This is a genomic window from Streptomyces sp. NPDC028910 (genome assembly GCF_055564955.1).
This window is the reverse complement of sequence record NZ_JBVHVF010000017.1, coordinates 114,023-138,694: the sequence shown is the minus strand read 5'-3', so window position 1 is coordinate 138,694 and position 24,672 is coordinate 114,023. Positions and strand designations below refer to the sequence as shown.

The 24,672-nt window shown below is 72.9% G+C and carries 24 protein-coding genes; 8 read left to right on the top strand and 16 right to left on the bottom strand.

What is annotated here, in order from left to right; translation table 11 throughout:
- Window positions 1-99: 99 nt before the first annotated feature.
- Entirely contained in the window at window positions 100-1,476 is a 1,377-nt protein-coding gene (locus ACZ4TV_RS21390; RefSeq protein ID WP_468136281.1) for a cation:dicarboxylate symporter family transporter, read from the top strand.
- A 276-nt stretch (window positions 1,477-1,752) separates the two neighbouring features.
- Window positions 1,753-3,528: a S8 family peptidase gene (locus tag ACZ4TV_RS21385; RefSeq protein ID WP_468136280.1), complete on the top strand. Its 1,776-nt coding sequence runs from the start codon at window positions 1,753-1,755 to the stop codon at window positions 3,526-3,528.
- 56 nt (window positions 3,529-3,584) lie between these two features.
- Here the strand turns inward: ACZ4TV_RS21385 and ACZ4TV_RS21380 are convergent, their stop codons facing one another.
- From ACZ4TV_RS21380 to ACZ4TV_RS21370, 3 genes are all read right to left on the bottom strand, one after another.
- Complete coding sequence (locus tag ACZ4TV_RS21380) at window positions 3,585-4,265, bottom strand: (2Fe-2S)-binding protein (protein WP_468136279.1); 681 nt, start codon at window positions 4,263-4,265, stop codon at window positions 3,585-3,587.
- Window positions 4,266-4,326: 61 nt separating this feature from the next.
- The gene (locus tag ACZ4TV_RS21375) at window positions 4,327-4,737 is read right to left on the bottom strand and encodes a VOC family protein (RefSeq protein WP_468136278.1); all 411 of its coding nucleotides are present in this window, start codon (window positions 4,735-4,737) and stop codon (window positions 4,327-4,329) included.
- 129 nt (window positions 4,738-4,866) lie between these two features.
- Window positions 4,867-5,667, bottom strand: a complete 801-nt coding sequence (locus ACZ4TV_RS21370) for an alpha/beta fold hydrolase (protein ID WP_468136277.1) — start codon at window positions 5,665-5,667, stop codon at window positions 4,867-4,869.
- A gap of 140 nt (window positions 5,668-5,807) precedes the next feature.
- Between ACZ4TV_RS21370 and ACZ4TV_RS21365 the strand changes: the two genes are divergently transcribed.
- A complete protein-coding gene (locus ACZ4TV_RS21365) occupies window positions 5,808-6,494 on the top strand; it encodes a GNAT family N-acetyltransferase (protein WP_468136276.1) in 687 nt (228 codons plus the stop codon).
- Window positions 6,495-6,563: 69 nt separating this feature from the next.
- Here the strand turns inward: ACZ4TV_RS21365 and ACZ4TV_RS21360 are convergent, their stop codons facing one another.
- Window positions 6,564-7,592, bottom strand: a complete 1,029-nt coding sequence (locus ACZ4TV_RS21360) for a TolB family protein (RefSeq protein WP_468136275.1) — start codon at window positions 7,590-7,592, stop codon at window positions 6,564-6,566.
- Between the two features lie 264 nt (window positions 7,593-7,856).
- On the opposite strand from ACZ4TV_RS21360, the gene ACZ4TV_RS21355 reads away from it, so the two are divergent.
- The gene (locus tag ACZ4TV_RS21355) at window positions 7,857-9,071 is read left to right on the top strand and encodes an alpha/beta hydrolase (protein ID WP_468136274.1); all 1,215 of its coding nucleotides are present in this window, start codon (window positions 7,857-7,859) and stop codon (window positions 9,069-9,071) included.
- Here the strand turns inward: ACZ4TV_RS21355 and ACZ4TV_RS21350 are convergent.
- Window positions 9,049-10,575: a carboxylesterase/lipase family protein gene (locus ACZ4TV_RS21350; RefSeq protein ID WP_468136273.1), complete on the bottom strand. Its 1,527-nt coding sequence runs from the start codon at window positions 10,573-10,575 to the stop codon at window positions 9,049-9,051. The two genes, ACZ4TV_RS21355 and ACZ4TV_RS21350, sit on opposite strands and share 23 nt — an antisense overlap.
- A 102-nt stretch (window positions 10,576-10,677) precedes the next feature.
- Here ACZ4TV_RS21350 and ACZ4TV_RS21345 point away from each other — a divergent pair, with 102 nt between their 5' ends.
- Both ACZ4TV_RS21345 and ACZ4TV_RS21340 read left to right on the top strand, forming a co-directional pair.
- Window positions 10,678-11,001, top strand: coding sequence for a hypothetical protein (locus ACZ4TV_RS21345; RefSeq protein ID WP_468136272.1), 324 nt, complete (start codon window positions 10,678-10,680; stop codon window positions 10,999-11,001).
- Between the two features lie 95 nt (window positions 11,002-11,096).
- Window positions 11,097-11,381, top strand: coding sequence for a chaplin (locus ACZ4TV_RS21340; protein WP_468136271.1), 285 nt, complete (start codon window positions 11,097-11,099; stop codon window positions 11,379-11,381).
- A 92-nt stretch (window positions 11,382-11,473) separates the two neighbouring features.
- Here ACZ4TV_RS21340 and ACZ4TV_RS21335 read toward each other — a convergent pair whose 3' ends face one another.
- The 6 genes from ACZ4TV_RS21335 to ACZ4TV_RS21310 form a co-directional block, all read right to left on the bottom strand.
- The gene (locus tag ACZ4TV_RS21335) at window positions 11,474-12,337 is read right to left on the bottom strand and encodes a tyrosinase family protein (protein ID WP_468136270.1); all 864 of its coding nucleotides are present in this window, start codon (window positions 12,335-12,337) and stop codon (window positions 11,474-11,476) included.
- Window positions 12,338-12,367: 30 nt separating this feature from the next.
- Window positions 12,368-12,739 carry a tyrosinase family oxidase copper chaperone gene (locus ACZ4TV_RS21330; protein WP_468136269.1) on the bottom strand — a complete coding sequence of 124 codons (372 nt, stop codon included), beginning with the start codon at window positions 12,737-12,739 and terminating at the stop codon, window positions 12,368-12,370.
- 59 nt (window positions 12,740-12,798) lie between these two features.
- On the bottom strand, window positions 12,799-13,335 hold the full coding sequence (locus ACZ4TV_RS21325) for a GNAT family N-acetyltransferase (RefSeq protein WP_468136268.1): 537 nt from the start codon (window positions 13,333-13,335) through the stop codon (window positions 12,799-12,801).
- 321 nt (window positions 13,336-13,656) lie between these two features.
- A complete protein-coding gene (locus tag ACZ4TV_RS21320; RefSeq protein ID WP_468136267.1) occupies window positions 13,657-14,799 on the bottom strand; it encodes an acyl-CoA dehydrogenase family protein in 1,143 nt (380 codons plus the stop codon).
- Window positions 14,796-16,001, bottom strand: coding sequence for an acyl-CoA dehydrogenase family protein (locus ACZ4TV_RS21315; RefSeq protein WP_468136266.1), 1,206 nt, complete (start codon window positions 15,999-16,001; stop codon window positions 14,796-14,798). Before ACZ4TV_RS21315 ends, ACZ4TV_RS21320 begins: the two co-directional genes overlap by 4 nt.
- Window positions 15,998-16,972 carry an NADPH:quinone oxidoreductase family protein gene (locus tag ACZ4TV_RS21310; RefSeq protein ID WP_468136265.1) on the bottom strand — a complete coding sequence of 325 codons (975 nt, stop codon included), beginning with the start codon at window positions 16,970-16,972 and terminating at the stop codon, window positions 15,998-16,000. The genes ACZ4TV_RS21315 and ACZ4TV_RS21310 overlap by 4 nt, the downstream gene beginning before the upstream one ends.
- 180 nt (window positions 16,973-17,152) lie before the next feature.
- Between ACZ4TV_RS21310 and ACZ4TV_RS21305 the strand changes: the two genes are divergently transcribed.
- Together ACZ4TV_RS21305 and ACZ4TV_RS21300 are read left to right on the top strand one after the other, a co-directional pair.
- On the top strand, window positions 17,153-18,310 hold the full coding sequence (locus ACZ4TV_RS21305) for a hypothetical protein (protein ID WP_468136264.1): 1,158 nt from the start codon (window positions 17,153-17,155) through the stop codon (window positions 18,308-18,310).
- Between the two features lie 50 nt (window positions 18,311-18,360).
- Window positions 18,361-19,284, top strand: coding sequence for an SDR family oxidoreductase (locus tag ACZ4TV_RS21300; protein ID WP_468136263.1), 924 nt, complete (start codon window positions 18,361-18,363; stop codon window positions 19,282-19,284).
- Here ACZ4TV_RS21300 and ACZ4TV_RS21295 read toward each other — a convergent pair.
- From ACZ4TV_RS21295 to ACZ4TV_RS21275, 5 genes are all read right to left on the bottom strand, one after another.
- Window positions 19,271-20,146, bottom strand: coding sequence for an enoyl-CoA hydratase/isomerase family protein (locus ACZ4TV_RS21295; protein ID WP_468136262.1), 876 nt, complete (start codon window positions 20,144-20,146; stop codon window positions 19,271-19,273). The genes ACZ4TV_RS21300 and ACZ4TV_RS21295 overlap by 14 nt on opposite strands.
- 15 nt (window positions 20,147-20,161) lie before the next feature.
- Window positions 20,162-20,926, bottom strand: a complete 765-nt coding sequence (locus tag ACZ4TV_RS21290; protein ID WP_468136261.1) for a PIG-L deacetylase family protein — start codon at window positions 20,924-20,926, stop codon at window positions 20,162-20,164.
- Between the two features lie 108 nt (window positions 20,927-21,034).
- A complete protein-coding gene (locus ACZ4TV_RS21285; RefSeq protein ID WP_468136319.1) occupies window positions 21,035-22,339 on the bottom strand; it encodes an alpha/beta fold hydrolase in 1,305 nt (434 codons plus the stop codon).
- A 219-nt stretch (window positions 22,340-22,558) separates the two neighbouring features.
- Entirely contained in the window at window positions 22,559-23,644 is a 1,086-nt protein-coding gene (locus ACZ4TV_RS21280; RefSeq protein ID WP_468136260.1) for an S-(hydroxymethyl)mycothiol dehydrogenase, read from the bottom strand.
- A gap of 83 nt (window positions 23,645-23,727) precedes the next feature.
- A complete protein-coding gene (locus tag ACZ4TV_RS21275) occupies window positions 23,728-24,660 on the bottom strand; it encodes a LysR family transcriptional regulator (protein WP_468136259.1) in 933 nt (310 codons plus the stop codon).
- Window positions 24,661-24,672 lie beyond the last annotated feature (12 nt).

The window sequence follows — 24,672 nt, the reverse complement described above, 5'->3', positions numbered from 1 at the left end:
CAGTGTGCACCGGGTCGTGAACTCAATGAACGCAAGGGTGACCGGGGTCACAGCCCTGGGTGATGGTCTCCCCGAACGTATTCACCACCGGGAGGCATCGTGGCCGCCAGGCGCGACAGAACGCACTATCTCTACATCGCGGTGATCGGCGCGGTGCTGCTCGGCATCGCCGTCGGCTTCGCCGCGCCCGGCGTGGCCGTGGAGCTCAAACCGCTGGGCACCGGCTTCGTCAACCTCATCAAGATGATGATCTCGCCCGTGATCTTCTGCACGATCGTGCTGGGGATCGGGTCCGTGCGCAAGGCCGCCAAGGTGGGCGCCGTGGGCGGGCTCGCCCTCGGCTATTTCATGGTCATGTCCACGGTGGCACTGGCCATCGGGCTGCTGGTCGGCAACCTGCTGGAGCCGGGCAGTGGACTGCACCTGACCGAGGCGGCGCGCAGCGCGGGTGAGGCACAGGCCAAGGCGGGCGGCGGCGAGAGCACGCCGGAGTTCCTGCTCGGGATCATCCCGACCACGCTGGTGTCCGCCTTCACCGGGGGCGAGGTGCTCCAGACCCTGCTGGTGGCGCTGCTCTGCGGGTTCGCCCTGCAGGCCATGGGCCGGGCGGGCGAACCGCTGCTGCGAGGCATCGGGCACCTGCAGAAGCTGGTGTTCCGGGTCCTCGCGATGATCATGTGGGCCGCTCCGGTGGGCGCTTTCGGCGCGATCGCCGCGGTGGTCGGGGCCACCGGCATCGACGCGCTGAAGTCCCTCGCCGTCATCATGATCGGCTTCTACACGACCTGCCTGCTCTTCGTGTTCGTGATCCTGGGCACGCTGCTGCGGGTGTGTACGGGGGTCAGCGTCTTCGCCCTGCTGCGCTACCTGGGCCGGGAGTTCCTGCTGATCCTGTCGACCTCCTCCTCGGAGTCGGCGCTGCCGCGGCTGATCGCGAAGATGGAGCACCTCGGGGTGTCGCGTCCGGTCACCGGGATCACGGTGCCGACCGGATACTCCTTCAACCTGGACGGGACCGCGATCTATCTGACGATGTCCTCGCTGTTCGTCGCCGAGGCGATGGGCACGCCGCTCGCTCTGGGCGAGCAGATCTCGCTCCTGCTGTTCATGATCATCGCCTCGAAGGGCGCGGCCGGGGTGACCGGCGCGGGCCTGGCCACCCTCGCCGGCGGACTGCAGTCGCACCGGCCGGAACTGGTGGACGGGGTCGGCCTGATCGTGGGCATCGACCGGTTCATGAGCGAGGCGCGGGCGCTGACCAACTTCGCGGGCAACGCGGTCGCGACGGTGCTCATCGGGACGTGGACGAAGGAGTTCGACCACGAGCGGGCCGCCGAAGTCCTCGCGGGGCGGCTGCCGTTCGACGAGAGCACGCTGGTCGACGACGGACACGTGGTGGAGCCCGCCGGACCGGACGCGACGCCGGCCGCCGCACCGGTCCCGTCGCACAGCCCCAAGGACGGCGTACCGGTGTAACCGGTCCGCCCGCACGGGCCGGCCGGGCAGGGCTCGCCCCCACGGTGCCCAGCGCGGCCGGCCCGCCGCATTCTCCGCACTTGCACCCATAGTCGGTATTCGGCCACCGATTAACGAACCCCCATGTTGCAAAAGGTACTTCCGTACCAGGCCGTGTGCATGACATCTTGCGTCCACCACTTGTTTCGTACGACCCGGCACGTGCCCATGCGCACCACCGGGTCATCGGAGGACGCATTGATACCCCACATATCCGGCCGACCTCGACGTACCCTCGTGCTGGCCGCAACGCTCGGCGCGGCACTCGCCTTCGGGGCCCCCGCCGCGCTCGCCGGCACCGTCCCGGTCTCTCCTTCCGGCTCGTCCGCCTCCGCCCCCGCGGCGGCGGCGCCCCAGGCCGCGGCCCCGACTTCCCAGAGTGCGACCTGGGTTGCCGGTACCCGCGCCTACTTCGTGATCACCGCTCCCGGTGACACCTCGGCGGTTCGCAACGCCATCACCGCCAACGGCGGCACGGTCTTCCACTACTACGACGCGATCGGCGTGATCACCGCCCACTCCGCGTCCGCCTCATTCGCCTCCGCCATGCGCGGTGTGAGCGGCGTCCAGCAGGTCGGCGCCACCCGCACCTCGGACGTGCCGGCGGCCGCCTACAACCCGGCGCTGCCCGCCAACCCGGCGCAGTCCACGACCCCTTCGGGCGAGCCGGTCCGCGCCGACATGACCCAGATCAAGGCCGACCAGGCCTGGGCCGTCACCACGGGCTCCGCCACCGTCAAGGTCGGCATCCTGGACACCGGTGTGGACGACCAGCACCAGGACCTGGCCCCGAACTTCAACGCGGCGGACTCCGCGTCCTGCGCCTACGGCAAGCCGGACACCCGTACGGGCGCCTGGCGGGACGTGGGCACCCACGGCACGCACGTGGCCGGTACGGTCGCGGCCGCCAAGAACGGCAAGGGCGTCATCGGCGTGGCCCCGAGCGTGAAGATCTCCTCGGTGCGCATCGCCGAGCCCGGCTCCTCGCTCTTCTTCCCCGAGAACACCGTCTGCGGCTTCATGTGGGCCGGTGACCACGGCTTCAAGGTCACCAACAACAGCTACTACACGGACCCGTGGCAGTTCAACTGCCCGGACAACGCCGACCAGGCCGCCATCATCGAGGGCGTCAAGCGCGCCCAGGAGTACGCGGAGGGCAAGGGCTCGCTGCAGGTCGCCGCGGCCGGCAACTCCAACCTCGACCTGGCCAACAAGACGACCGACACCGAGAGCCCGAACGACTCGACCCCGGTCACCCGCACCATCACCAACGCCTGCCTGGACATCCCGACCGAACTCCCGGGCGTCGTCACGGTGTCGGCGATGGGCACCACCGCCAAGGCCTCGTACTCCAACTACGGCCTGAACGTCATCGACGTCACGGCCCCGGGCGGCGACGCCACCGGCATCTACAGCACCCTGCCGGGCGGCAAGTACGGCAGCATGAGCGGTACCTCGATGGCCTCCCCGCACGTGGCCGGTGTGGCCGCGCTGCTGGCGAGCACCAACCCGGGCATCACCCCGGCGCAGCTGCGCGACAAGCTGGCCGTCCAGGCCAACGACGTCGCCTGCCCGTCGGACAGCCGCTGCCAGGGCACCACCACGAAGAACGGCTTCTTCGGCGAGGGCCAGGTCGACGCCCTCAAGGCCGTCGGCGGCACCCCGCCGCCCGGCAAGTACTTCGAGAACCTCGGTGACTTCGCCATCGGCGACAACACCACCGTGGAGAGCCCGATCACCGTCAGCGGTGTCACCGGCAACGCCCCGGCCACCCTCAAGGTGGGCGTGAACGTCGTGCACACCTACATCGGTGACCTGAAGGTCGACCTGATCGCCCCCGACGGCAGCGTCTACACCGTGCACAACCGGAGCGGCGGCAGCGCCGACAACATCAACCAGGTCTACACCGTGAACGCCTCCGCGGAGGTCGCGAACGGCACCTGGAAGCTCCGGGTGAACGACAACGCCGGCGGCGACATCGGCAAAATCGACTCCTGGAACCTCACCTTCTAGAGGTCGTTCCTTCGGGGCCATCGGGAAGCGGTGCCACCGCTCCCCGATGGCCTCCGTCATGTCGTCCGCCGCCTGGTGCGCAGCACGCAGTCCCCGCAGAGCCCGCCGCCGGGCGCCTGGTAGTAGAGGCAGCAGCTGCGGCGTACGAACGCCACCCCGAGCCCCTCCTCGTGGAGGAAGGTGCCGGTGCCCGCCAGGGCTCCGCCCTCGGCCAGCAGCGCGCCCGCCAGCTCCACGGCCGCGCCGCCCGGAACCCGGTCGATCAGCACGCGCAGCGCCCCGACGAGCCCGGACGCCGCGTTGCCCCGCAGGACCTTCGGCGAGACCCCGTACCGCTCCCGCAGGCCCGCGTCGAGCTCCGACAGGTTCCCGAGGACGCTCTCCCCGAGGGCCTCGGCCGGCAGGTCGGAGGGCTCGGGCAGCCACAGTTCCAGCGAACCCGCGTCCGGCAGCCGCCACCACACCCGGTCGGCGGCCAGGTCCGGCACCCGCGCGGAAAGTGCCGCGCAGCCCAGCCCGAGCGACCACAGCCGGGAGGCGATCCCGAACTGCGCGGTCGAGGCGGCCACCCGTCCGGGACCGCTGCCGATCCGCCGCCCCACCTCGGCCACATACGGCCCGAGCCGCTCCCCGTACAGCGCGGTCAGCGGCCGGAAGCCGGGCCCGGGCGGCTCCTTCCCGTACGGAACGCTGAAGAAGGGTCCTACGGCGGCCACTCGCCGCAGTACGTCGTCCATGGCGGCCATGATCTCAGGTGCGGCGCGACATGATCACGCCGCGCGTGCGCACGACCCGGAATCAGGCCGGGTCCGGGGTCGACCCTTCGAGGATGTCCAGGTAGTGCGGGTTGCGCATGATGCCGAGCACATTGCCGAAGGGGTCGGTGACCGACGCCGTGACGAAGCCCCCGTCACCGTGCGCGGTCACCGGCTGGTACTCCTCGGCGCCCAGGTCCAGCAACCGCTGCCGGACCGCCAGAAGATCGTCGACCGCCCAGTAGGCCACCGCGCCGCCCGGCTCCTTGGCCGCGCCCGGCGGGGCGTAGCGGCGGTCCACGATGCCCAGCTCGTGCTGGTAGTCGCCGATGCGGAACTCCGCGTACCCGGGGCGCTCGAAGTACGGCGCGATCCCGAGCAGCTCGGTGTACCAGGCCTTCGCCGCCTCCAGGTCGTCCGCCCAGAAATTGATCGTCGCAACCCCGCGCAGCATGTGTGTCCTCCTCGGCAGAAACATCATCCCGACTGTACGGCGGCCCCCGCGGGCCCGCCCTGGTCTTGCAAGGACACGGTAGGGCGGACCACTGGGGCCACCAGCACGGCCGGCGGCGGCCCGTCCGGCTCAGAGCCCGGCGAGGAACTCCAGCAGCGCCCGGTTGAAGGCCTCGGGCTGCTCCACCCCCGGCAGGTGCCCGGCCCCCTCGATGACGGTGAGCACCGAGTGCGGCAGCAGCGCGTGCAGGGCCTCGGCCTCCGCGACCGGTGTGTAGACGTCGTCCGCGCCGACCAGCACCAGGCAGGGCTCGGCGGCCTCGGCCAGCACGGGCCGGTAGTCGGGGCGCTCGGCGCGGCCGCGCAGTGCGGCGGCCGCGCCCTCGGGGTCGGTCGCGCACATCATGGCGCTCACCCGGGCGGCGGCCTCGGGCATGCGGGTCACGTTGTAGGGCGCCAGCATCTTGTCGATGACCTCTTCGGCATAGGGCCGCATGCCCTCGGCGATCAGCCTTTCGGCGGTCTCCCGGCGGAGCTTCGCGCCCTCCCGCGTCTCCGGGACCGGAGAGGTGTCGGAGAGCACGAGGGCCCGTACCAGACCCGGGTAGCGCAGTCGCATCTCCATCGCGATCTGACCGCCCATGGACACACCACCGACGACCACCCGTTCGATCCCCAGACGACCGAGGAGGGCAGCGAGATCGTCCGCGAGATCGGCGAGCAGCGCCTTGCCGGGGAGCACCGGGCTTTCCCCGTATCCCCGCAGGTCAGGCGTGATCACACGGTACCCGGCGGCCGTCAGCGCGGCCGTCTGGGGGGCCCACATCGTGCGGTTGAAGGGATGTCCGTGGATCAGGATTACCGGCGCTCCGCCCCGGGGACCCAAGTCATCGAAAATCACAGTCGCGCCATTGCCAAATTGGGGGTTCATGAGAGGACTTTAAGGGGCTACATTGAGCCACTCGCGTTCACCTGACAGCCGGTTGCCTTTCACTCGTGTTTTGCACGGGGGGCGACGTCAGGGACGCAGACTGTGCAACCACCCCACCGCCCAGAAGGACCGAAGGCTCCGTGCCCGTACCCGTACACCTCGCGGGCCGCACCGTGCGGCTCGAGCCCCTCGCCCCCCACCACACCGAGGCTCTGGCCGTGGCCGGGGCCGAGGATCGTACGACTTACGCCTTCACTCCCGTACCCCACGGCGTGCAGGCGTCCCACGAGTACATCGACCGTGCCCTCGCCGATCAGGCGGCGGGTCGATCGCTCCCGTTCGCGGTGGTCAGAGCCACCGACGGGCGGGTCGTCGGTTCGACCCGGTTCCTGGAACTCGACTACTGGCAGGGGCCGCTGGTGTGGCCCGCAGTGCCGGGCGTCCCGTTCGGCGATCCGGCGACGGCGATCCCCGATGCCGCCGAGATCGGCAACACCTGGCTGTCCCCGGGCGCCCAGGGCACCGGCATCAACACCGAGGCGAAGCTGCTCATGCTCCGCCACGCCTTCGAGACCTGGGGTGTCCGGCGCGTCTCGTTGCGCGCCGATGCGCGCAACGGTCGGTCGCGGGCCGCGATGGAACGTCTCGGCTTCACCTGCGAGGGGGTCCGGCGGGCCCATTCGCGGGGGCTCGACGGGGCCGTGCGCAGTACCGCCTTCTACTCGATCCTCGACGAGGAGTGGCCGGCCGTGCGGTCGATCATCGAGCTGAGGCTGTCGGCGGGCGCGCAGCGCAAGCGGCGCCGCAAGACCCTGATCCCGGCCTAGCCGGTAGGGAAAAACGGAAAAACGATCCTGCCCGCGGGCCGGCGACCCCGGCACGTCGCCCCGGTCCCCTCATCCGAGGAAGGCCGGGGCGATGGCCGAGGGCATGAGCCGGACGGGGGCGCCGCTCCCGTCGGCCCGCACGGCGTAGAGGTCGGCGCCGAAGTCCCCGGGCAGGGCGTAGACGACCGTGCGGTCGTCCGTCCAGACCACCTGGTCGTCCACGCTCCGCTCCTCGCCGAGCGGGGTCTCCACGCCGGAGGCGAGGTCCAGGGCGTGCAGCCGCCACGGCGCCTCGGCCGGCCGGCCCGGCACCCGCTTCTTGAACACCACCCGGGTCCCGTCGGGCGACAGCGACGGGCACTCGACGTTCTCGCGCAGGGTGGTGACCGTGCGCTCGGCCAGGTCCCCTCGGACCAGGTGGGTCCGGCCGCCGGTGCCCAGGGTCGCGTAGAAGGTCCGCTCGTCGGCGGCGAAGGTCACGCCCCAGAAGTTCACGTCGACACTGCGGTACGGCTTGCCGTCCTTGAGGATCGCGAAGTCCTCCAGCGAGGCGTCGAGCCTGCCGGTGCGCAGGTCGAGCACCGAGGTCCGCGTCGAGAAATTCGTGCCCGCGTACGAATCCCCGCCGACGAAGACGGTCCAGGCGGCGAGGTGCCCGCCGGGCGAGACCCGGGCGCGGGTCGGTATCCCGGACAGCGGATGCGCGGAGACCTCCTTCAGGCGGGCGTCGAGGACGACGGCCTCGTAGCCGTCCTGGACCCCGCCCTTGTCGGCCCGGAGGCAGATCCCGGTGCCCCCGGCCGCGTGGAAACGCAGGCAACTCACCCCGGACGCGCTGCGGGCCCCCTCCGGCGCGCCGGCCGGGACCGTGGCGAGCTCGTCGCGGTGCGGTCCCCAGGCCATGTTGCGGAAGACGATCCGCCGGCCGCCCTCGCCCGGGGCCAGTGACACCGCGCCCGGAGCGATCTGCGGGCCGCCCGCCCGGGCGTGGTCCTTCTCCTCGGCCCGCGAGGAGGCCCGCAGGACGGCGAGCACGCCCACGGCGGCGAGCAGGACCACCGCGGTGGCGAGGATCAGGATCCGGCGCTGGAGGGTCATGGATGACTCCGGGCGTGGTGGGAGTTCCGGGAGCGGCGCGGGGGCACCATACCCAGCGGCATGTGCGGGGGCCAGGGACGTGCGGTGATCGGAGCGGGAAGCCACCGGCCTTGCCCGAGGCGGGCAATGGCCTTCCCTGGCAGACCCCAAGAGATGGAAAAGTAGGGAACCCTGACATGCTTTCGTTCATCCTTCGAACGGAAGGATCCAGCAGTCAGACCACCCCGCCCCTCTGGGGCAGCACCAGCCGGAGAGCCACCGCACATGTCGTACGCACCCGACGGGCAGCAGTACCAGCCGTACCGGCCGGAAGGGCAGCATCCGACGCCGCCCTACGGCGACCAGTACGGCCAGCCGTACGGACAGCAGCCGCCGAACGGGCCGCAGGACCACCAGGAGCTGCCCGAGCCCCCGCGCCGCAGGTCCCGGGGCCGGCGTTGGGTGATCGCGGGTGCCTCCGTCCTGGCGCTCGCGGGCATAGCGGCGCTCGTGATGAACCACTACGAGATACCCCCCTTCACCGACAAGGGCGCCGCGGTGTCCTTCGGGCAGCCGCCCGCGGACGGCAAGGGACAGAGCGGCGGCGGAACCCAGCAGCCGGCGAACTCCAAGATGCTCATGCCGACCGGGCCGGCCGCCGAGTTCAAGAACTCGATGACGCTCCCCGACGGCACGCATGTGGCCGTCACCACGCTGGACGGCAAGAAGTCCGGCTTCAAGGGCAAGGTCTGGGTCTGGGCGCCCAAGGAGTACAACGACCCGAAGTTCGCCAAGAGCGGCTTCCCGGTGATGATCGCCCTCCCGGGTGGCGCGGGTTTCCCCAACAACTACTGGATGGGCACCGACCTCGGCCTCCAGACCAGCATCAGCAAGTGGTACGCCGAGGGGAAGAGCAAGCCCTTCATCCTGGCCATGCCGGTGCTCAACCCGGCGCCGGACGACAAGGGCATCTACTGGGACGGCTCCGACATCCCCGGCCAGCCCAAGATGGGCACCTGGCTGACCGAGGACGTCCCGGACCTGATGAAGGCGAACTTCCGCACCGTCAAGTCCCGTGACGGCTGGGCCTTCATGGGATCCTCCACCGGCGGATTCGCGGGCCTGAAGGCCGTGCTGAAGCACCCGGACAAGTTCAAGGCCGTGATCGCGTCCGGCCCGGACATCGTCCCGGACTCCTCCCTGTGGAAGGGCCACGACAAGGACAAGGCCGAGAACAACCCGGAGGTGCTGGCGAAGCAGCTCATCGACCGCAAGGGTCCGGACGTCTATCTCGCCTTCCAGGTCGGCGACAGCGAGAACAACAAGAAGACCCTGCCGGACGTGCAGAAGTTCATCGCCACCTACGGCAACAAGGGGCCCGTCCACACCGAGCTGAGGGTCATCAAGGGCGGCCAGCACAACGCCAAGACCTACGTCCCGAACATGGGTGAGGGACCGATCCAGTACATCAGCAAGGTCATGGAAGGACCCGTCGAGTAGACCGCACAGCCCGAGCAGGCCGCTCAGCCGTCGACGCTTGAGCCCGATCGGGCGACGGCCCGCCGAACACCTTCGGCGGGCCGTCGCCGTTCCAGGGCGCCCAGCCCGGATCGCCCGTCACCGCGAACCGCACCCAGGCCGCGTGCATCTCGTCCGCCAGCGCCTGCGGGGCGTCCGGCCCGGCCAGCCAGGAGGCCTCCGGCACGCCGAGCGTGTCGAACACGAAACCCAGCTCCAGGGCGTGGCAGGCGCCGAGCCCCGGTACGCCGGAGGACCAGGCGAACTCGTACAGGAAGCTGGGCGCCGCCCGCCGCGCCCCCGCGAGCCTGCGCAGCGGGTCGCGCAGCAGCCGGTCGGTGAGCAGCTGGCCCGCGAGTTCGGCCGGGCTCGCCCCGGGCAGGGCCGCGCGCAGCTCCCGTACGGCGGCCCGGTCCTTGCCCGCGCGGGCCCGGGCCAGCGACACGGCGACCGGGCCCATTCGGTCCAGCAGCCGCATCCCGCCGGTGGGGGCGAGCCAGAGCCGGTACTCCTCGGTGGTCCACCCGAGCAGCAGGGGCACCTCGTCCGAGACGGCGGCGCCCGTCAGGGCGTCCAGGGGGTCGCCCGGGACCGTGTCCGGATCGGTGACCAGGCCGAAGGCCGGTCCGCCGACGAGCGGGCCGGACCTGCGCAGCACGGCCGCCTGGGCGGCGAGCAGGGTGGGCAGGCCGATGGCCGTGAAGGCCTCGGCGGTGGCGTCCACCGTGAGCAGCGCGGCCATCCGCCGGACCATGGTGCGGACCCTGGGGCGCGGCAGGACCTCGGGGGCACCGCTCTGCAGCACGGCCCGGGCGAAGAGCCCGGCCGCGCGCGGCGCGGCCAGGAGGGAGCCGACGCTGATGGCTCCGGCGGATTCGCCGAAGAGGGTGACGCGGGCCGGATCCCCGCCGAAGGCCTCGATGTTGTCCCGGACCCACTCCAGGGCGGCGATCTGGTCCAGCAGGCCGCGGTTGGCGGGGGCGTCGGGGAAGAGGCCGTAGCCGAGGACGCCGAGGCGGTGGTTGAAGGAGACGAGCACGACCCCGTCGCGGGCGAAGGCGGAGCCGTCGTAGACCGGGACGGCCGAGGAGCCGCGGGTGTGCGCCCCGCCGTGGATCCACACCATGACGGGCAGCCGGGCCCCGGGGGCCGGATCCGGAGTCCACACGTTCACGCTCAGGCAGTCGTCCCCGGGAATGTCCGGGTCGGGCAGCAGGGCCGCGAACGTCTCCGGGTAGGGCACCTTGGGCGCGGTGGGGCCGAACGCGGCGGCGTCGCGTACGCCCTCCCAGGCGGCCGGGGGCGCGGGCGCCGCGAAGCGGAGGGGGCCGACGGGCGGGGCGGCGTACGGAATGCCCCGGAAGACGGCGCTCCCGTGGGCCCCGGTCCGGCCCTCGACCACGCCGGCCCGGGTCCTCACCCGCGGCCGGCCGCCGCACTCGGCGTCGCCCGCCGGGTCGCCCGCCGGGTCGCCCGCTGCGCTCATCTCGTCAGTCCTCCTGAATACCGGTGCTGGGCGCACGGTCGCACAGCCGTCCAACGGGTGACAAGGCGTGACCGTGCCGGGGCCCGGGCCGGTTGGACGGGCATGCGATTCCTGCGTATCAACCCCACCATGCCCGTCCTGCTGCTGGCGGGCACCGCACTCCTCGGCGGACCGGCCCGGGCCGCCGCCGGACCGGACTTCCAGTACGTGGGCCAGGACGACAAGGTCCACGGGCTCACCGCGCCGAGGGGCTGCGTCGAGGCGGAGGGCGGCGGCTCCCGGGCGGTCACCAACAAGACCCGGGGCTCGGCGACCCTCTACCAGGACCCGGGGTGCTCGGGCCGGGTCGTCGGGGTCCTGGAGCCCGGCGCCGTGGGCCAGGTGCTGCCCTATTTCGCCTCCGTGCGGTTTCCCGTCACCAAGTAGGCGCAGCGGCCGTGACCCCACGGCCGCCCCTGCGTTGTATGCCATGTCAAATGCCGCAGAGTCTGTGGCGCCCCATATCTCACGAGGAGATCTTGATGTCGCGTATCGCGAAGGCCATCGCCATCACCGCTGTCACCGGTAGCGCTGTGGCCGCCGGTGCGGGTCTGGCTGTTGCCGATGCCGGAGCGCACGGTGCGGCGGTCGGCTCCCCCGGTGTCCTCTCGGGCAACCTGCTGGCGGTTCCGGTGCACGTCCCGGTCAACGTCTGCGGCAACACCGTCAACATCATCGCCCTGCTGAACCCGGCGTTCGGCAACACCTGCGTGAACGCGTCCGGCGACGGCAACCACCACACCGAGGGTGGGGACTACGGCCACTGATCGGCTGAACTTCGGAAGGGCCCCCGCCGTTCGGCGGGGGCCCTTTCCGGTGTTCCGGCGTTCCACCGGTCCCGGAGTCCCGGGGTCCCGGGTCATTCGTAGCGGTACAGGCCCTGATGGCCGAGGATCTCGCGCGGGGTGATGTTCCACGGCGGCATCGGCTCGTCGAGCGAGATCACCCGGCCGCGCTGGGGGTCGCCGGGCGCGAGCGGCGCGGCGGGCAGATAGCCGGCGCCGGGGTGCTTCTGCTGCCAGCGGTCCCAGATCAGGTCCACGAAGGCGTGGTGCAGCCAGAACGCGGGGTCGTTGGGCGCCGTGCCTCCGGTCATGTGGCCGCCGATCCACTGGTGGACCTTGTTGTGGTTGCGCCAGCGCTCGCTCTTGGGGGCCGCCCAGCCCTCCAGCTTGTTGCGGAAGCCGCCGCGGGCGGCGGTGGAGTCCCAGGGCGAGGTGTCGTAGGTCGGGTCGTCGATCGCCCACTGGAGTTCGGCCCGGGTGGGCAGCGTGATCGGGTTCTGCGGCCGGCCGAGGTTGCGGGTGAGGAAGGCGGACTCCGTGATGCCCACGGTCACCGTCCAGTTGCCCTTGTCGTAGGCGAACGGCCCGGTCATCACCTTGCGGTCGCTCGCCCGGCCGGTGCCGCCGAGGAAGTCGTCGGCCCAGAGGGAGCCGGCCGGGCTGGTGTCGGTGGTCCAGTCCCAGTACGGGATGGACACTCCCGGGTCGAGCGCCTGCAACTTCTTCTCGAAGTCCAGCAGATAGAGCCGGTGCCACGGGAAGAAGGACGGGGACATGTGCCCGACGCGCAGCTTGCGGTCCCGGTCGGGCACGAAGTACTTGTCGTGGGTGCGCACCAGCGCGTCGTAGGTGCCGTTGCGCTTGAGCTCCAGCACCGCAGCCGTGAACCGCTTCTTCTGGGCGCTGGTCAGGTCCTTCTGGTTTTGCCGGGTATGCAATGCGGGGCTCCTCCCCTTCCCGTGGGTGTGTCAGCCGTGGTGCGGGGCCGCCGCGAACGCCAGCTGGGCCGTGCCCAGTTCGTCGACGGCGGCGCGGGCCAGTTCCAGTGGCGTCGCGAAGGACTGGAAGTGGTTGATCCCGCTGAGATAACTCCCGTCGGCCCGCCGCATGACGTGCAGCGGACGGCCGTCGATGCGGACCCCGGCGACGTCGACGGCGATGTGCCGGCCGCGGTACGTCTCCTCCTCGGCGAGCGGCGCCGGGGTGACGGTCTGCCGCGGCCGACGGGCTCGCAGTACGGGGGCCAGGGCCGCGGCCGTGCCGGCGAGCACGGCCGCGGTGAAGGCCGTACGGAGAACCGCACGGCGGGTCAGTGGTGCGGCGGCTGATGCTGCGAACATACGGTCTCCCTCGCTCGGTGGCCGGCGGCTACGGGTCTAACGCCGCGCGGGGAGCGAGGTCACCCGTGAGTGCTACGGAACCGCTTGTAGAAGAGGGTGGTGGGGTGCAGTCGGCCGGCCGGGTCGGTGGCGTAGTCGGGGATGGTGCCGGCCTCCGTCCAGCCCGCGGCGCGGTACAGGTGCTCGGCGCCGCTGCCGGTCTCGGTGTCCAGGAACAGCAGCAGCACCCCGGCCCGGGCGGCGGCGGTCTCGGCCTCGGCGAGCAGGGCCCGGGCGGTGCCACGGCCGCGGGCCGCCGGGTGCACCATGAGCTTGCGCAGCTCGGCGCGGTGGCGGCCGTTGGGCTTGGACTCCCGGTACCAGCCGACGGTGCCGTCGATGCGGCCGTCGCCGCCCCGCGAGACCCAGAGCGCGAGGGAGCCGTCCTCGACGGCGGGCAGCTGGGAGTCCCACCAGGCGGCGGCGCCCTGGTGGTCGAGGCCGGCGAGGAAGCCGAGCGAGGAGCCGCCGTCGACCACGGCGAGGAGGAGGGCGGCGAGTTCGTCGCGATGGGCGCGGAGTCCGGTCGCGGAGAGCGCGGTGATGGTGGCCGTCATGCGGCGAGGATAAGGATCACCCGGGGACGCGCTGGAGGCGGGGGCGGATGCGGCTGCCCGCGCCGTGCCGTGCCGATGCCCGTGCCCGCGCCGGTACCGGCGCCGGTGCCGGTGCCCGTGCCAGGAAGATCGCGGGTTCGTGCACCAGGGCGACCGGCGCGGGTGGCGCGCACGGTGCCGTGCCCGCAGCGGCCGGGCCGGGAACGCCGGCCAGGTGGACGTCCGCAACGCTCGCGTCCCGGCGAGCACGACGGACGGCTCGCCGGGCGCGAGCCGATCCTGTCGGACGGCCCGGGCGCCCCCTGATCCGGCCGGCGCCCGCTACGGCGCGGGGAGTTCCGCGAAGTCCGCGACCAGGCCACGGTGGTGGCCCGCCGTGCCCAGGGCCAGGGAGTCGGCCTTGGCCCGCTTGAGGTAGAGGTGGGCCGGGTGTTCCCAGGTCATGCCGATGCCGCCGTGGAGCTGTACGCATTCCTCGGCGGCGCGTACGGCCACGCCCGAGCAGTAGGCCTGGGCGACGGCCACCGTCAGCGGCGCGTCGGGGGCCGCGGTGGCGAGGGCGTCCGCCGCTGCCCTGGCCGCCGCACGCGCGGAGGCCACGTCGAGCCAGAGCCGGGCGAGGCGGTGCTTGAGGGCCTGGAAGGAGCCGACGGGCCGGTTGAACTGGTGGCGGCCCCGGACGTGGCCGACGGTCTGCGTCAGGCACCACTCGGCGAGCCCGAGCTGCTCCGAGGCGAGCAGCCCGGCCCCGGAGAGCAGGGCTCCCGCGACGGCCGCGCGGGCCGTGGCGGGGTCGGCGACCCGGGTGCCGGCGGCCGCCCGCAGGGTGACGGTGGCGAGCGGACGGGTCAGGTCCAGCGGGACCTGCGCGGTCAGCTCTGCCGAGGCGGCCGGGACGGCGTAGAGCCCGGTGTCGGCCAGTACGAGCAGTACGTCGGCGGCCACCGCGTCGGCCACGGAGGTGACCGTGCCGGTCAGGATTCCCCCACCGGAGTCCCGGACGGCGGCCGGAAGGCGCGCGCCCGGGGCGAGCGTCAGCGGCACGGCCGGTGTGCAGACCGTACGGCCGGAGGCCAATTCCCTGAGTAGCGGGGCGACTTCGACCGTGTCGCAGCCGAGCAGGATCTCCGTCGCGAGCACCGAGCTCGTCAGGTACGGGGCGGGCGCCACGGCCCGGCCCAGCTCCTCCAGGACCACGGCCGCCTCGCGGTGGCTCGCGCCCAGGCCGCCGAGCTTCTCGGGTACGAGGAGCCCCGCCGCGCCGATCTCGACGGCGAGGGTGTGCCACAGGGCCGGGTCGTGCGGCCGGCCGGTCTCCGCCCGGGCGAGGACGCTCTTCGCGTCGCAGCGGTCGGCGAGGAGAGCGCGTACGGCGGAGCGCAGCTCCTCCTCGGTCTCGGAGTAGAGCAGATCGGTCGGTGCGGTGGGGGGCGTCGGTGCGGTCGGCGGCGTCGGTGTCTTCATCGGGCCAGGTCCTTCCAGGCGAGGTCCTTGTCGTCGCGCGGCTCGGGGGGCAGGCCGAGGACACGTTCGGCGACGATGTTGAGGAGGATTTCGCTGGTACCGCCCTCGATGCTGTTGCCCTTGGCCCGCAGGTAGCGGTAGCCGGCGTCGCGGCCGGTGAAGTCGACCAGTTCGGGCCGGCGCATGGTCCAGTCCTCGTACGAGAGGCCTTCCTCGGCGAGGAGTTCGACCTCCAGTCCGCTGATCTCCTGGTTGAGCCGGGCGAAGGTGAGCTTCATGCCCGAGCCTTCGGGACCGGGCTGTCCGGCGACGAGCTGCTGGCGCAGCCGTTCCCCGGTGAGGCGGGCGACCTCGGCCTCGACCCACAGTTCCAGCAGCCGCTGGTGGAGGGCGTGGGTGCGCAGCTCGGGGCGCTCGCGCCAGGCGGCGGCGACCGGTGCGATCATGCCGCCCTCGCGCGGGATGCGCATGCCGCCGATGGAGACCCGCTCGTTCATCAGGGTGGTGCGGGCGACGGCCCAGCCCTCGCCGACGGCGCCGAGGCGGTGGTGGTCGGGGATGCGGACGCCGGTGAGGAAGACCTCGTTGAATTCGGCCTCGCCGGTGATCTGGCGCAGCGGCCGGACCTCGACGCCGGGGGCGTGCATGTCGCAGAGGAAGTAGGTGATGCCCTGGTGCTTGGGGAGCGCCGGGTCGGTGCGGGCGATGAGGATGGCCCAGCGGGCGGTGTGGGCGCTGGAGGTCCACACCTTCTGGCCGTCGACCACCCACTCGTCGGTGGACTCGTCGAGGACGGCGCGGGTGGAGAGCGCGGCGAGGTCGGATCCGGCGCCGGGCTCGCTGAAGAGCTGGCACCAGACCTCCTCCCCGACCCACAGGGGGCGCAGGAAGCGGTGCTTCTGCTCGTCGGTGCCGTACGCGAGGATCGTGGGCGCGGCCATGCCGAGGCCGATGCCGATCCGGCGCGGGTCGTTGTCGGGAGCGCCGGCGGCCTCCAGCTCGGCGTCGACGACGGCCTGGAGGGTGCGGGGCGCGCCGAGTCCGCCGAGGCCCTCGGGGTAGTGGACCCAGGCGAGTCCGGCGTCGAAGCGGGCGCGCAGGAAGTCGGTGCGGGCGGTGGTGGCGGGCGGGTGCGCGGCGAGCAGGTCGCGGACCCGGGCGCGCAGCTCCTCGGCGGCCGCGGACGCGGTAACGCCGGTCATCGGGCACCTCCGTCCGGGGCCGGTACGACGACCAGCCGGCCGGTGGTGCTGCCGTCGGCGAGGCGCTGCACGGCGTCGGCGGCCGCGGCGAGCGGGACGCGTTCGCTGACCAACGGTCTGATGGCGCCCTCGGCGGCGAGCCGGGTGAGTTCGGCGTGGCATGCGGGGATGGCGGCGGGCTCCTTGGTGGCGTACAGCCCCCAGTGCAGGCCGAGGACGGCGTAGTTCTTCACCAGCGCGTGGTTGAGGGCTGGGGCGGGGATGGTGCCGCTCGCGAAGCCGACGACGACGATCCGGCCCTCGAAGGCCACGCATTTGGTGGAGGCGGTGTAGGCGTCCCCGCCGACCGGGTCGTAGACGACGTCGGCGCCGCGCCCGCCGGTGAACTCCTTGACGCGGGCGACGATGTCCTGCGCCGTCCGGTCGATCACGAGGTCGCAGCCGAGCTCCTCGGCGGTGCGCGCCTTGGCCTTGCCCCCGACGACTCCGATGACGGTGGCCCCGGCGGCCTTGCCGAGCTGGACGGCGGCGCTGCCGACCCCGCCGGCGGCGGCGTGCACGAGGAGGGTCTCGCCGGGCTGGAGGCGGGCGCGGCGGTGCAGGCCGAACCAGCCGGTCTGGTAGCCGATGTGCAGGGCGGCCGCCTCGGCGTCGTCGAGGGTGTCCGGGGCGGGGAGCAGGGCGCGGGCGGGCGCGGTGACGTACTCCGCGAAACCGCCGTGCGGCAGGCTCGGGGTGGCGATGACCCGGCGGCCGTCCTCGGTCTCGCCGCAGATCTCGACTCCGGGGGTGAAAGGCAGCGGCGGCCGGATCTGGTATTGCCCGCGGACGAGCAGCGCGTCGGGGAAGTTGACGTTGGCGGCGAGCACCTTGAGCCTGACCTCCCCGTCACCGGGCACCGGTTCGGGAACCTCTTCGAGGCGCATGGCCTCACGGGGCTCGCCGGGGGTATGTACTCGCCATGCCTGCATCCGGGGCCTCCAGCCGCCGTCGAGGAATCACACTCCGCGGGCATACTAAGCGGTCGCTTGCCCATCTGGGAACCACCGGGCGCGCCCGGGCAAACAGGTGATCTTTCCCGGTCCGCCGGATTACCATCAACGGCCAGGTGCCGTACGGCATATGACACGCGTGATCAGGGGGACCACACGATGAACAGAAGCCGCATCAGACGTACCACGTCCGTCACGGGAGCCGCGATCGTACTGGCGGGTCTCATCACGGCGGCGGGGCCGGCCGCGGCGGCCACGACCCCGTGCGCGCCGGACGTCGTCAAGCTGCCCGGCATCAACGGCGACGCCTCGGGCGGCGGGCGGCTGAAGGACTTCGGGGCGGGGGGCCTCGCGGTCGGCTCCAGCGCCAACCTGCCGGTGTACTGGACCGCGGACCGCGCGGCCCACGCCGTCCCGCTGCCCGAGGGCTTCGAGTCCGGCGAGGTCAAGGCCGTGAACTCCACCGGCCTGATGGTGGGCACCGTGCAGCGCAGCTCGGACCGCGCCGTCGCCGCGTTCACCTACCAGCAGGGCGCGAGCGCCGTCCAGCTGCTCAACGGGGGCGCCACCGGCACCTTCGCGCTGGACGTCAACGACGCGGGCCACGTCGTCGGCAGCGACGCGGGCGGCGCCAAGGAGTGGCGCGACGGCCGGCTCGTGCGCGAGCTGCCCGTCCCCGCGGACGCCCACCCGAGCACCAGGATCATCTCGGTCGCGGGTATCAACAAGCGCGGCGACATCACCGGTACGGCGCGGACCGAGTACTACGACGCGGACAGCGACCAGACCGTCACCAAGACCTTCCCCGTGGTCTGGCCGGCCGGCGGCGGCTACCCGCCGTACAGCCTCCAGGTGTGGAACGAGGGCCACTGGAGCGTCGGCAGCCATGCGCACGATATCGACGACCGCGGCCGGGTCATCGGGATCGAGAAGTTCGGCTACCGGGACGACCAGCGCCGGACCGCCGCCATCTGGAAGAAGCCGTACGACGCGCTGCCGGCCGACCCGGGCAAGGTCGCCGGGTACGAACACCTCGAACTCCACGCCGCCAGCCCGACCACGAACGTGGCGGTCGGCACGGCCGTCACCTTCGTCGAGGGGTACCCGAACTACGTCCAGGCCGCCTACTGGCCGGGCCAGGGCCCGGTACTGGCCCTGCCCCACCCCGCGGGGGCGAGCGCGGACTCCCGCAGCGAGGCCTCCGCGGCCTCGGACGACGACCGGGTCGGCGGCTATTTCATGGACTGGAACACCGGCGTGACCAACGCCGTGATCTGGACCTGCGCGAGCAAGCAAGCGTACACACCGCAGGGCTGATCCCGTCCGGGGCATGGTGATCTGAGCGCCCGCGCGCTATCGATGGGCCCATGGACAACCCCCTGCGCGGCCTGCCCGCGCCGCCGCCGCTCGGCGCCGCCGCCCTGCCCCCCGGTACGTACGCGGGGCAGGTGGTCCTCGTGACCGGCGGCGGCACCGGGCTGGGCAAGGCCGTGGCCGCCGAGTTCGCGCGGCTCGGCGCCGACCTGGTGATCGCGAGCCGGCGCTGCGAGCAGCTCAAGGCGGCGCGGGAGGAATTGGCGGCCGTACCCGGCGCGGGCCGGGTGACGGCCGCCGTCTGCGACATCAGGGATCCCGAGCGGGTGGCGGAGGTCTTCGATGCGGCGCAGGCGGCGTTCGGGCTGCCGGACGTACTGGTGAACAACGCGGCCGCCAACTTCCCCTCCCCGGCCGAGGACTTGTCGCCGAACGCCTGGCGGGCGGTGGTGGACATCACCCTAACCGGAACCTGGTTCATGACCCGCGAGTTCGGCCGCCGCCACCTGGCCGCGGGCACCCCGGGGTCGATCGTGAACATCGGCGCCTCGTACGCCTGGACGGGCGGGCCGGGATTCGCCCACAGCGCCGCCGCCAAGGCCGGGGTGAAGAACCTGGTCGAGACGCTCGCCGTCGAGTGGGGCCCGTACGGCATCCAGATCAACGGGCTCGTCCCCGGGCTGTTCCCGCACGCCGACATGACCGAGGACGTCCGGGGCGGCCTGGAGCACGCCGCCCCCGGCACCAAGGACGCCCGACAGCCCGCCCTCCGGGTCGGCGCGCCACGCGAACTGGGCTGGGCGGCCACCTTCCTGGCCTCGCCCTACGCCCGCTTCGTCACCGGCCACACCCTGGTGGTCGACGGCGCGAACTGGCAGCGCCGCTCGGTGGTCAATCCGGAGGTCGTCCCGGTCCGGGAGCAGTTGGGACGCGGCCCGTTCGGCCCGATCGACCGGACACCTTCTAGCCTCCCCTGAAGTGCGGGGGCCGGCGGGCCGCCTTGGCTCCGTAACCCTCGCGGGCGTCGTCCGAGGTGAGGGTGAGGGCCGCGGTCATCGCCACCCGGTCGAGGGCCGCGGGGAGCGCGGCGTCGGCGTACGCGTCGACCGCGCGCTTGATGCCCTGGACCGCGAGCGGGGCGTTCGCGGCGATCTCCGCCGCCAGGGCGCGGGAGGTGGACTCCAGGTCCTCGCCGGGGACGACCAGTTGGACCAGATTCAGGCGCTGCGCCGTCGCGGCGTCGATGCGACGCCCCGTCAGGGCCAGGTACTTGGCCCAGCCCGCACCCGCCTCGCGCGCTATCCGGAGGTCGCCGCCCGCGTCCACGGCCACGCCCAACTGCGCCTCGGGCAGGGCGAAGACGGCGTCCTCGGCCGCCACCCGGACATCGGCCATCAGGGCCAGCTCGAAGCCGAAGCCGAGGCAGTAGCCCTGGACGGCGGCCACCACCGGCTGCGGCAGACGGGCGAGGACCGCGAAGCGCTCGTGGACCCAGCGGATGCCCTCGTAGTAGTTGCGGGTCCGCTCGGCGGCGGATCCGCCGGTGATGGCGCCACCCGGGGCGGTCACGTCGATGCCCGCGCAGAAGGCCCTGCCCTCGGCGCGCAGCAGCACCGTCCGTACCGAGGGGTCGAAGCGGATCCGGTCCGCGAGCAGACCCAGCTGGCGGGTGGACTCCCAGCTCCAGCCGTTGAGCCGGTCCGGGCGGCAGAGGGTGAGGACCGCGATGCCGTCCGCGGCCTCCAGCCGTATCCGCTCCTCACCCTCCGCGATCTCCGTGGAGATGGTGTCGATCACCTTGTCCCGCACCCCCCGGCCCGGCTTCTGACGAGCCGTCATCCTAGGGGTGCGCGGTCAGCGGGGGAAGACCTCGAACGGAACCGCCGGACGCCCGCCGAACCGGTCCGCCACCTGCTGCATGTTCTCGCCGAGGAACGCGCGGACGTACTCCTCGGGATCCTGGTCCGTCAGCGCCGCGAGGTACGCCTTGTGCTCCAGCAGGGACTTCACCGAACGCTCCAAGCCGGGACGGGCGTCGGCCGCGTGCGTGGGCGTGTTGGTGCCGGACACCGCGACCCAGCGCACCCCGTTCCACGGCTCCAGACCCTGCTCCTCGATGAGTTCGGGGAAGATCCAGCGGTTCCCGGCGTCGGCCGCCGCGTCCAGGGCGGCCCGGCCCACGGCCTTGTGGTCCGGGGTGTTCCAGTAGCCGCCGCCCCCCGCCCCGCCCCACGTGTCGCGGTGGTTCATGGTGATCAGCAGCTCGGGGCGGTGGCGGCGGATGGCCGCGGCGATGTCCCGGCGCAGGTCGAGGCCGTACTCGACGACACCGTCGCGGTAGTCCAGGAACTCCACCTCGGACACCCCGACCACGGCGGCACTCGCGCGCTGCTCCGCCTCGCGCAACGGGGCGCACGCGGCGGGGGCGATGGTGTCGATACCCGCCTCACCGCGGGTGGCCAGGAGGTAGACCACCTCCCGGCCACCGTCCGTCCAGTCCGCGATGGCGGCCGCGCATCCGTACTCCAGGTCGTCGGGGTGGGCGACGACCGCGAGGGCGCGCTTCCAGTCGGTGGGCATGGGCTGCAACGGGGCATGCTGATCACGTCGTTCGGTCATACCCCGCACCCTAGGCGAACACCGCGAGGGGGCGGCCGGCACCCCTGCCGGACGCGCCGGAGCCGGGCTGGCCGGCGGGCGGGCAGGCAGGCGGGCAGGCAGGCGGGCTCAGGCCTCGTCGCGTACGAGGGCGAGCAGCCGGTCCAGGACGCGGGTGCCGCCCGCGCGGACGCCGTCGTGCTCGAACTCGTCCGTCACCCAGGTCCGCAGGCCACGGACGGCCGCAGCCGTGCGCAGCGAGTCCGCGGTGTCCACGTACATGTCGTCGTGGTAGACGGCGGCCGCCACCGGCACCTCGTTCGCCGCCAGGCGCTCCGGGTCGTAGAGCGGCTGCCAGCCGGTACGGGCGGCCAGGTGTTCGGCGCTCTCGCGGAGCGGGGCGAGGGACGGGTCGGTGGTGAAGTGCCAGGGGTGGATGGTCTCGCCGGTGAAGAGCAGGGGCTCGTCGCCCTCGAGGGTCTTGGCCGCGTCGAAGCCGGGGTGGCCCGCGCGGACCCGCTCGGCGGCCCAGGCCGTGGGCGTGGCCGGGTCCTGGGCGTAGATGGACTCGTGGATCAGCGCGTAGAGGGGGTGCCCGGCGAAGGACAGGTGCGCGCGGGCGCCCTCCAGGAAGGCGTCGGAGAGGGCCGGGCCGGCGGAGGTCGGGACGAAGGCGTCCTCCAGCAGGTAGTGGAGCTGGTGGCTGCCGTCGCCCACGCCGAGGAGCATGCCGAGGGACTGGAAGGCCTCGACGGTCAGGAGGTGGCCGCCGGGGAGTTCGGCCGGGTGCTCCGCGAGGTGGGCGGCGATCCGGCGGGCGCGCTCCACGTCCATCGGGTAACGGGCGTAGTGGGCCCGGTTCTTGCGCGCGATGCGGGGGTAGGCGGCCTCGTACACCTCGTCGGCGGTGGCGGTCAGCGACGGCAGCCCGCCGGTGATCAGTGCGGCGGTGAGGCCCTCGGGCGCGGTGGAGAGGTAGTGGGTCGTGCAGAAGCCGCCGAAGCTCTGGCCGAGCACGGTCCAGGGCGCGCCGCCGGTCAGGCCGGGGCGGATGGCCTCGGCGTCGCGCACTATGGAGTCGGCGCGGAAGTGGGCGAGGTAGTCGGCCTGCTGGGCGGGGGTGCCGCGCAGGGGCAGGGTCTGCCGGTTCACCGGGGTGGAGCGACCGGTTCCGCGCTGGTCGAGGAGCAGCACCCGGTATTCGGTCAGGGCCCGCTCCAGCCAGGCCTGCCGGCCGATGAAACGGCGGGCGCCGAAGCCCGGACCGCCCTCCAGGTACAGCAGCCACGGCAGCGTCTCGGGGTCCTTGCCGGTGGCGACGACCTCGCGGGCGTACAGCTCGATCCGCTCCCCGTCCGGGCGCGCGTGGTCCAGGGGGACGGTGAACCGGTGATCGGTGAGGACCGTGCCGGGCTGGCGGTAGCTGTGGGCGATGGTCACGGACGGCCCCCTGGGGTACGAGGTACGGCGGACCGCGCCCCGGCCGGGTGACGGCGGAGCGCGGGTGTGGCGGTCCGCCGAGTGTAGTACGGGGCAATGGCGCAGCGTGGGGCTTACGGGTTGCCGCGCGCTCCGGGTGAACCGGAACGCACGGCCAGGCCGGTACGGCGGTCGCCCCGGTCGCCCCGGTCACGGCGCTCGTCGGTCGCGGCGTCAGAACTCGACGACCGAGCGGAGCACCTCGCCGCGTTCCATCCGGGCGAAGGCGGCTTCGACCCCGTCGAGCGGGATGGTCTCGGAGACGAAGGCGTCCAGGTCGAGCCGGCCCTGCAGGTAGAGGTCGATGAGCAGCGGGAAGTCACGCTCGGGCAGACAGTCCCCGTACCAGGAGGACTTCAGGGCGCCGCCGCGGCCGAAGACGTCGAGGAGCGGCAGTTCGAGCTTCATCTCCGGGGTCGGCACGCCGACCAGGACCACCGTCCCGGCGAGGTCGCGCGCGTAGAAGGCCTGGCGGTAGGTCTCGGGCCGGCCCACGGCGTCGATCACCACGTCCGCGCCGTTGCCGCCGGTCAGGCCCTGGACGGCCTTGACCACGTCCTCCGTACGGCCGTTGACGGTGTGCGTGGCGCCCAGGCCGCGCGCCCACTCCAGCTTCCGGTCGTCCAGGTCCACCGCGATGATCCGCGAGGCGCCCGCCAGCCGGGCGCCGGCCACGGCCGCGTTGCCCACTCCCCCGCATCCGATGACGGCGACGGAGTCGCCCCGTCCGACGTTGCCCGTGTTCAGGGCGGCGCCGAGGCCGGCCATCACCCCGCAGCCGAGGAGTCCGGCGGCCGCCGGGGCGGCGGCCGGGTCCACCTTGGTGCACTGGCCGGCCGCGACCAGGGTCTTCTCGGCGAAGGCACCGATCCCCAGCGCCGGGGACAGTGGGGTGCCGTCCTCCAGGGTCATGGGCTGGGTGGCGTTGTGCGTGGCGAAGCAGTACCAGGGCCGTCCGCGCTTGCAGGCACGGCAGCTGCCGCACACCGCGCGCCAGTTGAGGACGACGAAGTCGCCGGGCGCCACCGAGGTGACGTCCGGGCCGACCGATTCGACGACTCCGGCGGCCTCGTGGCCGAGGAGGAAGGGGAACGCGTCGTTGATGCCGCCCTCGCGGTAGTGCAGGTCGGTGTGGCACACCCCGCAGGCCTGGACCCGGACGAGCGCCTCGCCGGGTCCCGGGTCGGGCACGAGGATCGTCGTCGTCTCCACCGGTGCGCCCTTGCTCCGGGCGATGACCCCTCGTACGCGATGCGTCACGTCGTACCCCGCTCTGATCGAATCGGTCTGGATCAACGAACGTGAACGAACGTACACGGGCGCCGCGCGGTACGGGAGTTGTGTCACGCCGCGGCGCCCGGCCCGGCCAGATCCGGCGGTACGGCGGCCCGAAGTGCCGCGCCGAAGGCGGCCACGGCCGGGTGGGCGCCGGCTCCGCTGCGGAAGGCGAGGTTGGTACGGCGTTGCATGAGCAGGCGGGTGAGGCGCACGGCCGGATCGGTGGGGCCCGTGACGCCGAGCTGCGGTACGACGGCGACGCCCTGGCCCGCCGCGACCAGCGCGAGCACGGTGGCGAACTCGTCGACCTGGTGGCGGACCCGTGGCGTGAAACCGGCGGCCTGGCAGGCCCGTACGGTCATGGCGTGGCAGAGGGTGCCGGGGGTGGCGGTGATCCAGGGCGCTTCGGCGTGGGTACGCAGGACCGCGCCCAGGTCGGGTTCCCGGGGCGGGTCGGGGGTTTCCCCGGCGGGCGCGGCCAGGTACATCGCCTCGCGGTAGAGCGGCTCGGTGGCCAGCCCCGGCTCCCGCGCGGCGGGCACGAAGTCGTACGCGTGGACCAGGGCCACGTCCAGGTCGCCGGCCCGCAGGGCGTGCGCCACGGCCGCCGGGTCGGTCTCCGAGACCATCGGCTCCAGCCCCGGATGGCGCCGGGCGAGGGCGACCAGGGCGGCCGGGACGATGGCCCGGGTGGCGGTGGGGAAGGCGCCGATCCGCAGGGCTCCGGCCAGGCCGCCGCGCGCCTCGGCGAGGTCCGCGTCGGCCTGTTCCAGCCGTTCGAGGACGGCCTCGGCGTGCCGGACGAGGTTCTGCCCGGCCGGGGTGAGCCGGACCCGGCGGCCGGTGCGCTCCAGCAGGGGCAGTCCGGCTTCCCGTTCCAGGACGCTGAGCTGCTGGGAGACGGCCGATGGGCTGAAGGCGAGGGCTTGCGCCACGGCGGCGATGGTGCCGCGGCGGGCGAGTTCGCGCAGCAGGCGCAGGCGTCGTACATCGAGCATCGGCTCAGCTTA

What these genes read in the sequence shown, in the direction of transcription:
- ACZ4TV_RS21305 (WP_468136264.1), top strand. Translation starts at nt 17,153, where the DNA reads ATGAACAGAAGCCGCATCAGACGTACCACGTCCGTCACGGGAGCCGCG.
- ACZ4TV_RS21310 (WP_468136265.1), bottom strand. Translation starts at nt 16,972, where the DNA reads ATGCAGGCATGGCGAGTACATACCCCCGGCGAGCCCCGTGAGGCCATG.
- ACZ4TV_RS21340 (WP_468136271.1), top strand. Translation starts at nt 11,097, where the DNA reads ATGTCGCGTATCGCGAAGGCCATCGCCATCACCGCTGTCACCGGTAGC.
- ACZ4TV_RS21380 (WP_468136279.1), bottom strand. Translation starts at nt 4,265, where the DNA reads ATGGACGACGTACTGCGGCGAGTGGCCGCCGTAGGACCCTTCTTCAGC.
- ACZ4TV_RS21275 (WP_468136259.1), bottom strand. Translation starts at nt 24,660, where the DNA reads ATGCTCGATGTACGACGCCTGCGCCTGCTGCGCGAACTCGCCCGCCGC.
- ACZ4TV_RS21295 (WP_468136262.1), bottom strand. Translation starts at nt 20,146, where the DNA reads ATGACGGCTCGTCAGAAGCCGGGCCGGGGGGTGCGGGACAAGGTGATC.
- ACZ4TV_RS21370 (WP_468136277.1), bottom strand. Translation starts at nt 5,667, where the DNA reads ATGAACCCCCAATTTGGCAATGGCGCGACTGTGATTTTCGATGACTTG.
- ACZ4TV_RS21300 (WP_468136263.1), top strand. Translation starts at nt 18,361, where the DNA reads ATGGACAACCCCCTGCGCGGCCTGCCCGCGCCGCCGCCGCTCGGCGCC.
- ACZ4TV_RS21360 (WP_468136275.1), bottom strand. Translation starts at nt 7,592, where the DNA reads ATGACCCTCCAGCGCCGGATCCTGATCCTCGCCACCGCGGTGGTCCTG.
- ACZ4TV_RS21355 (WP_468136274.1), top strand. Translation starts at nt 7,857, where the DNA reads ATGTCGTACGCACCCGACGGGCAGCAGTACCAGCCGTACCGGCCGGAA.
- ACZ4TV_RS21290 (WP_468136261.1), bottom strand. Translation starts at nt 20,926, where the DNA reads ATGACCGAACGACGTGATCAGCATGCCCCGTTGCAGCCCATGCCCACC.
- ACZ4TV_RS21345 (WP_468136272.1), top strand. Translation starts at nt 10,678, where the DNA reads ATGCGATTCCTGCGTATCAACCCCACCATGCCCGTCCTGCTGCTGGCG.
- ACZ4TV_RS21375 (WP_468136278.1), bottom strand. Translation starts at nt 4,737, where the DNA reads ATGCTGCGCGGGGTTGCGACGATCAATTTCTGGGCGGACGACCTGGAG.
- ACZ4TV_RS21330 (WP_468136269.1), bottom strand. Translation starts at nt 12,739, where the DNA reads ATGTTCGCAGCATCAGCCGCCGCACCACTGACCCGCCGTGCGGTTCTC.
- ACZ4TV_RS21320 (WP_468136267.1), bottom strand. Translation starts at nt 14,799, where the DNA reads ATGAAGACACCGACGCCGCCGACCGCACCGACGCCCCCCACCGCACCG.
- ACZ4TV_RS21350 (WP_468136273.1), bottom strand. Translation starts at nt 10,575, where the DNA reads ATGAGCGCAGCGGGCGACCCGGCGGGCGACCCGGCGGGCGACGCCGAG.
- ACZ4TV_RS21325 (WP_468136268.1), bottom strand. Translation starts at nt 13,335, where the DNA reads ATGACGGCCACCATCACCGCGCTCTCCGCGACCGGACTCCGCGCCCAT.
- ACZ4TV_RS21315 (WP_468136266.1), bottom strand. Translation starts at nt 16,001, where the DNA reads ATGACCGGCGTTACCGCGTCCGCGGCCGCCGAGGAGCTGCGCGCCCGG.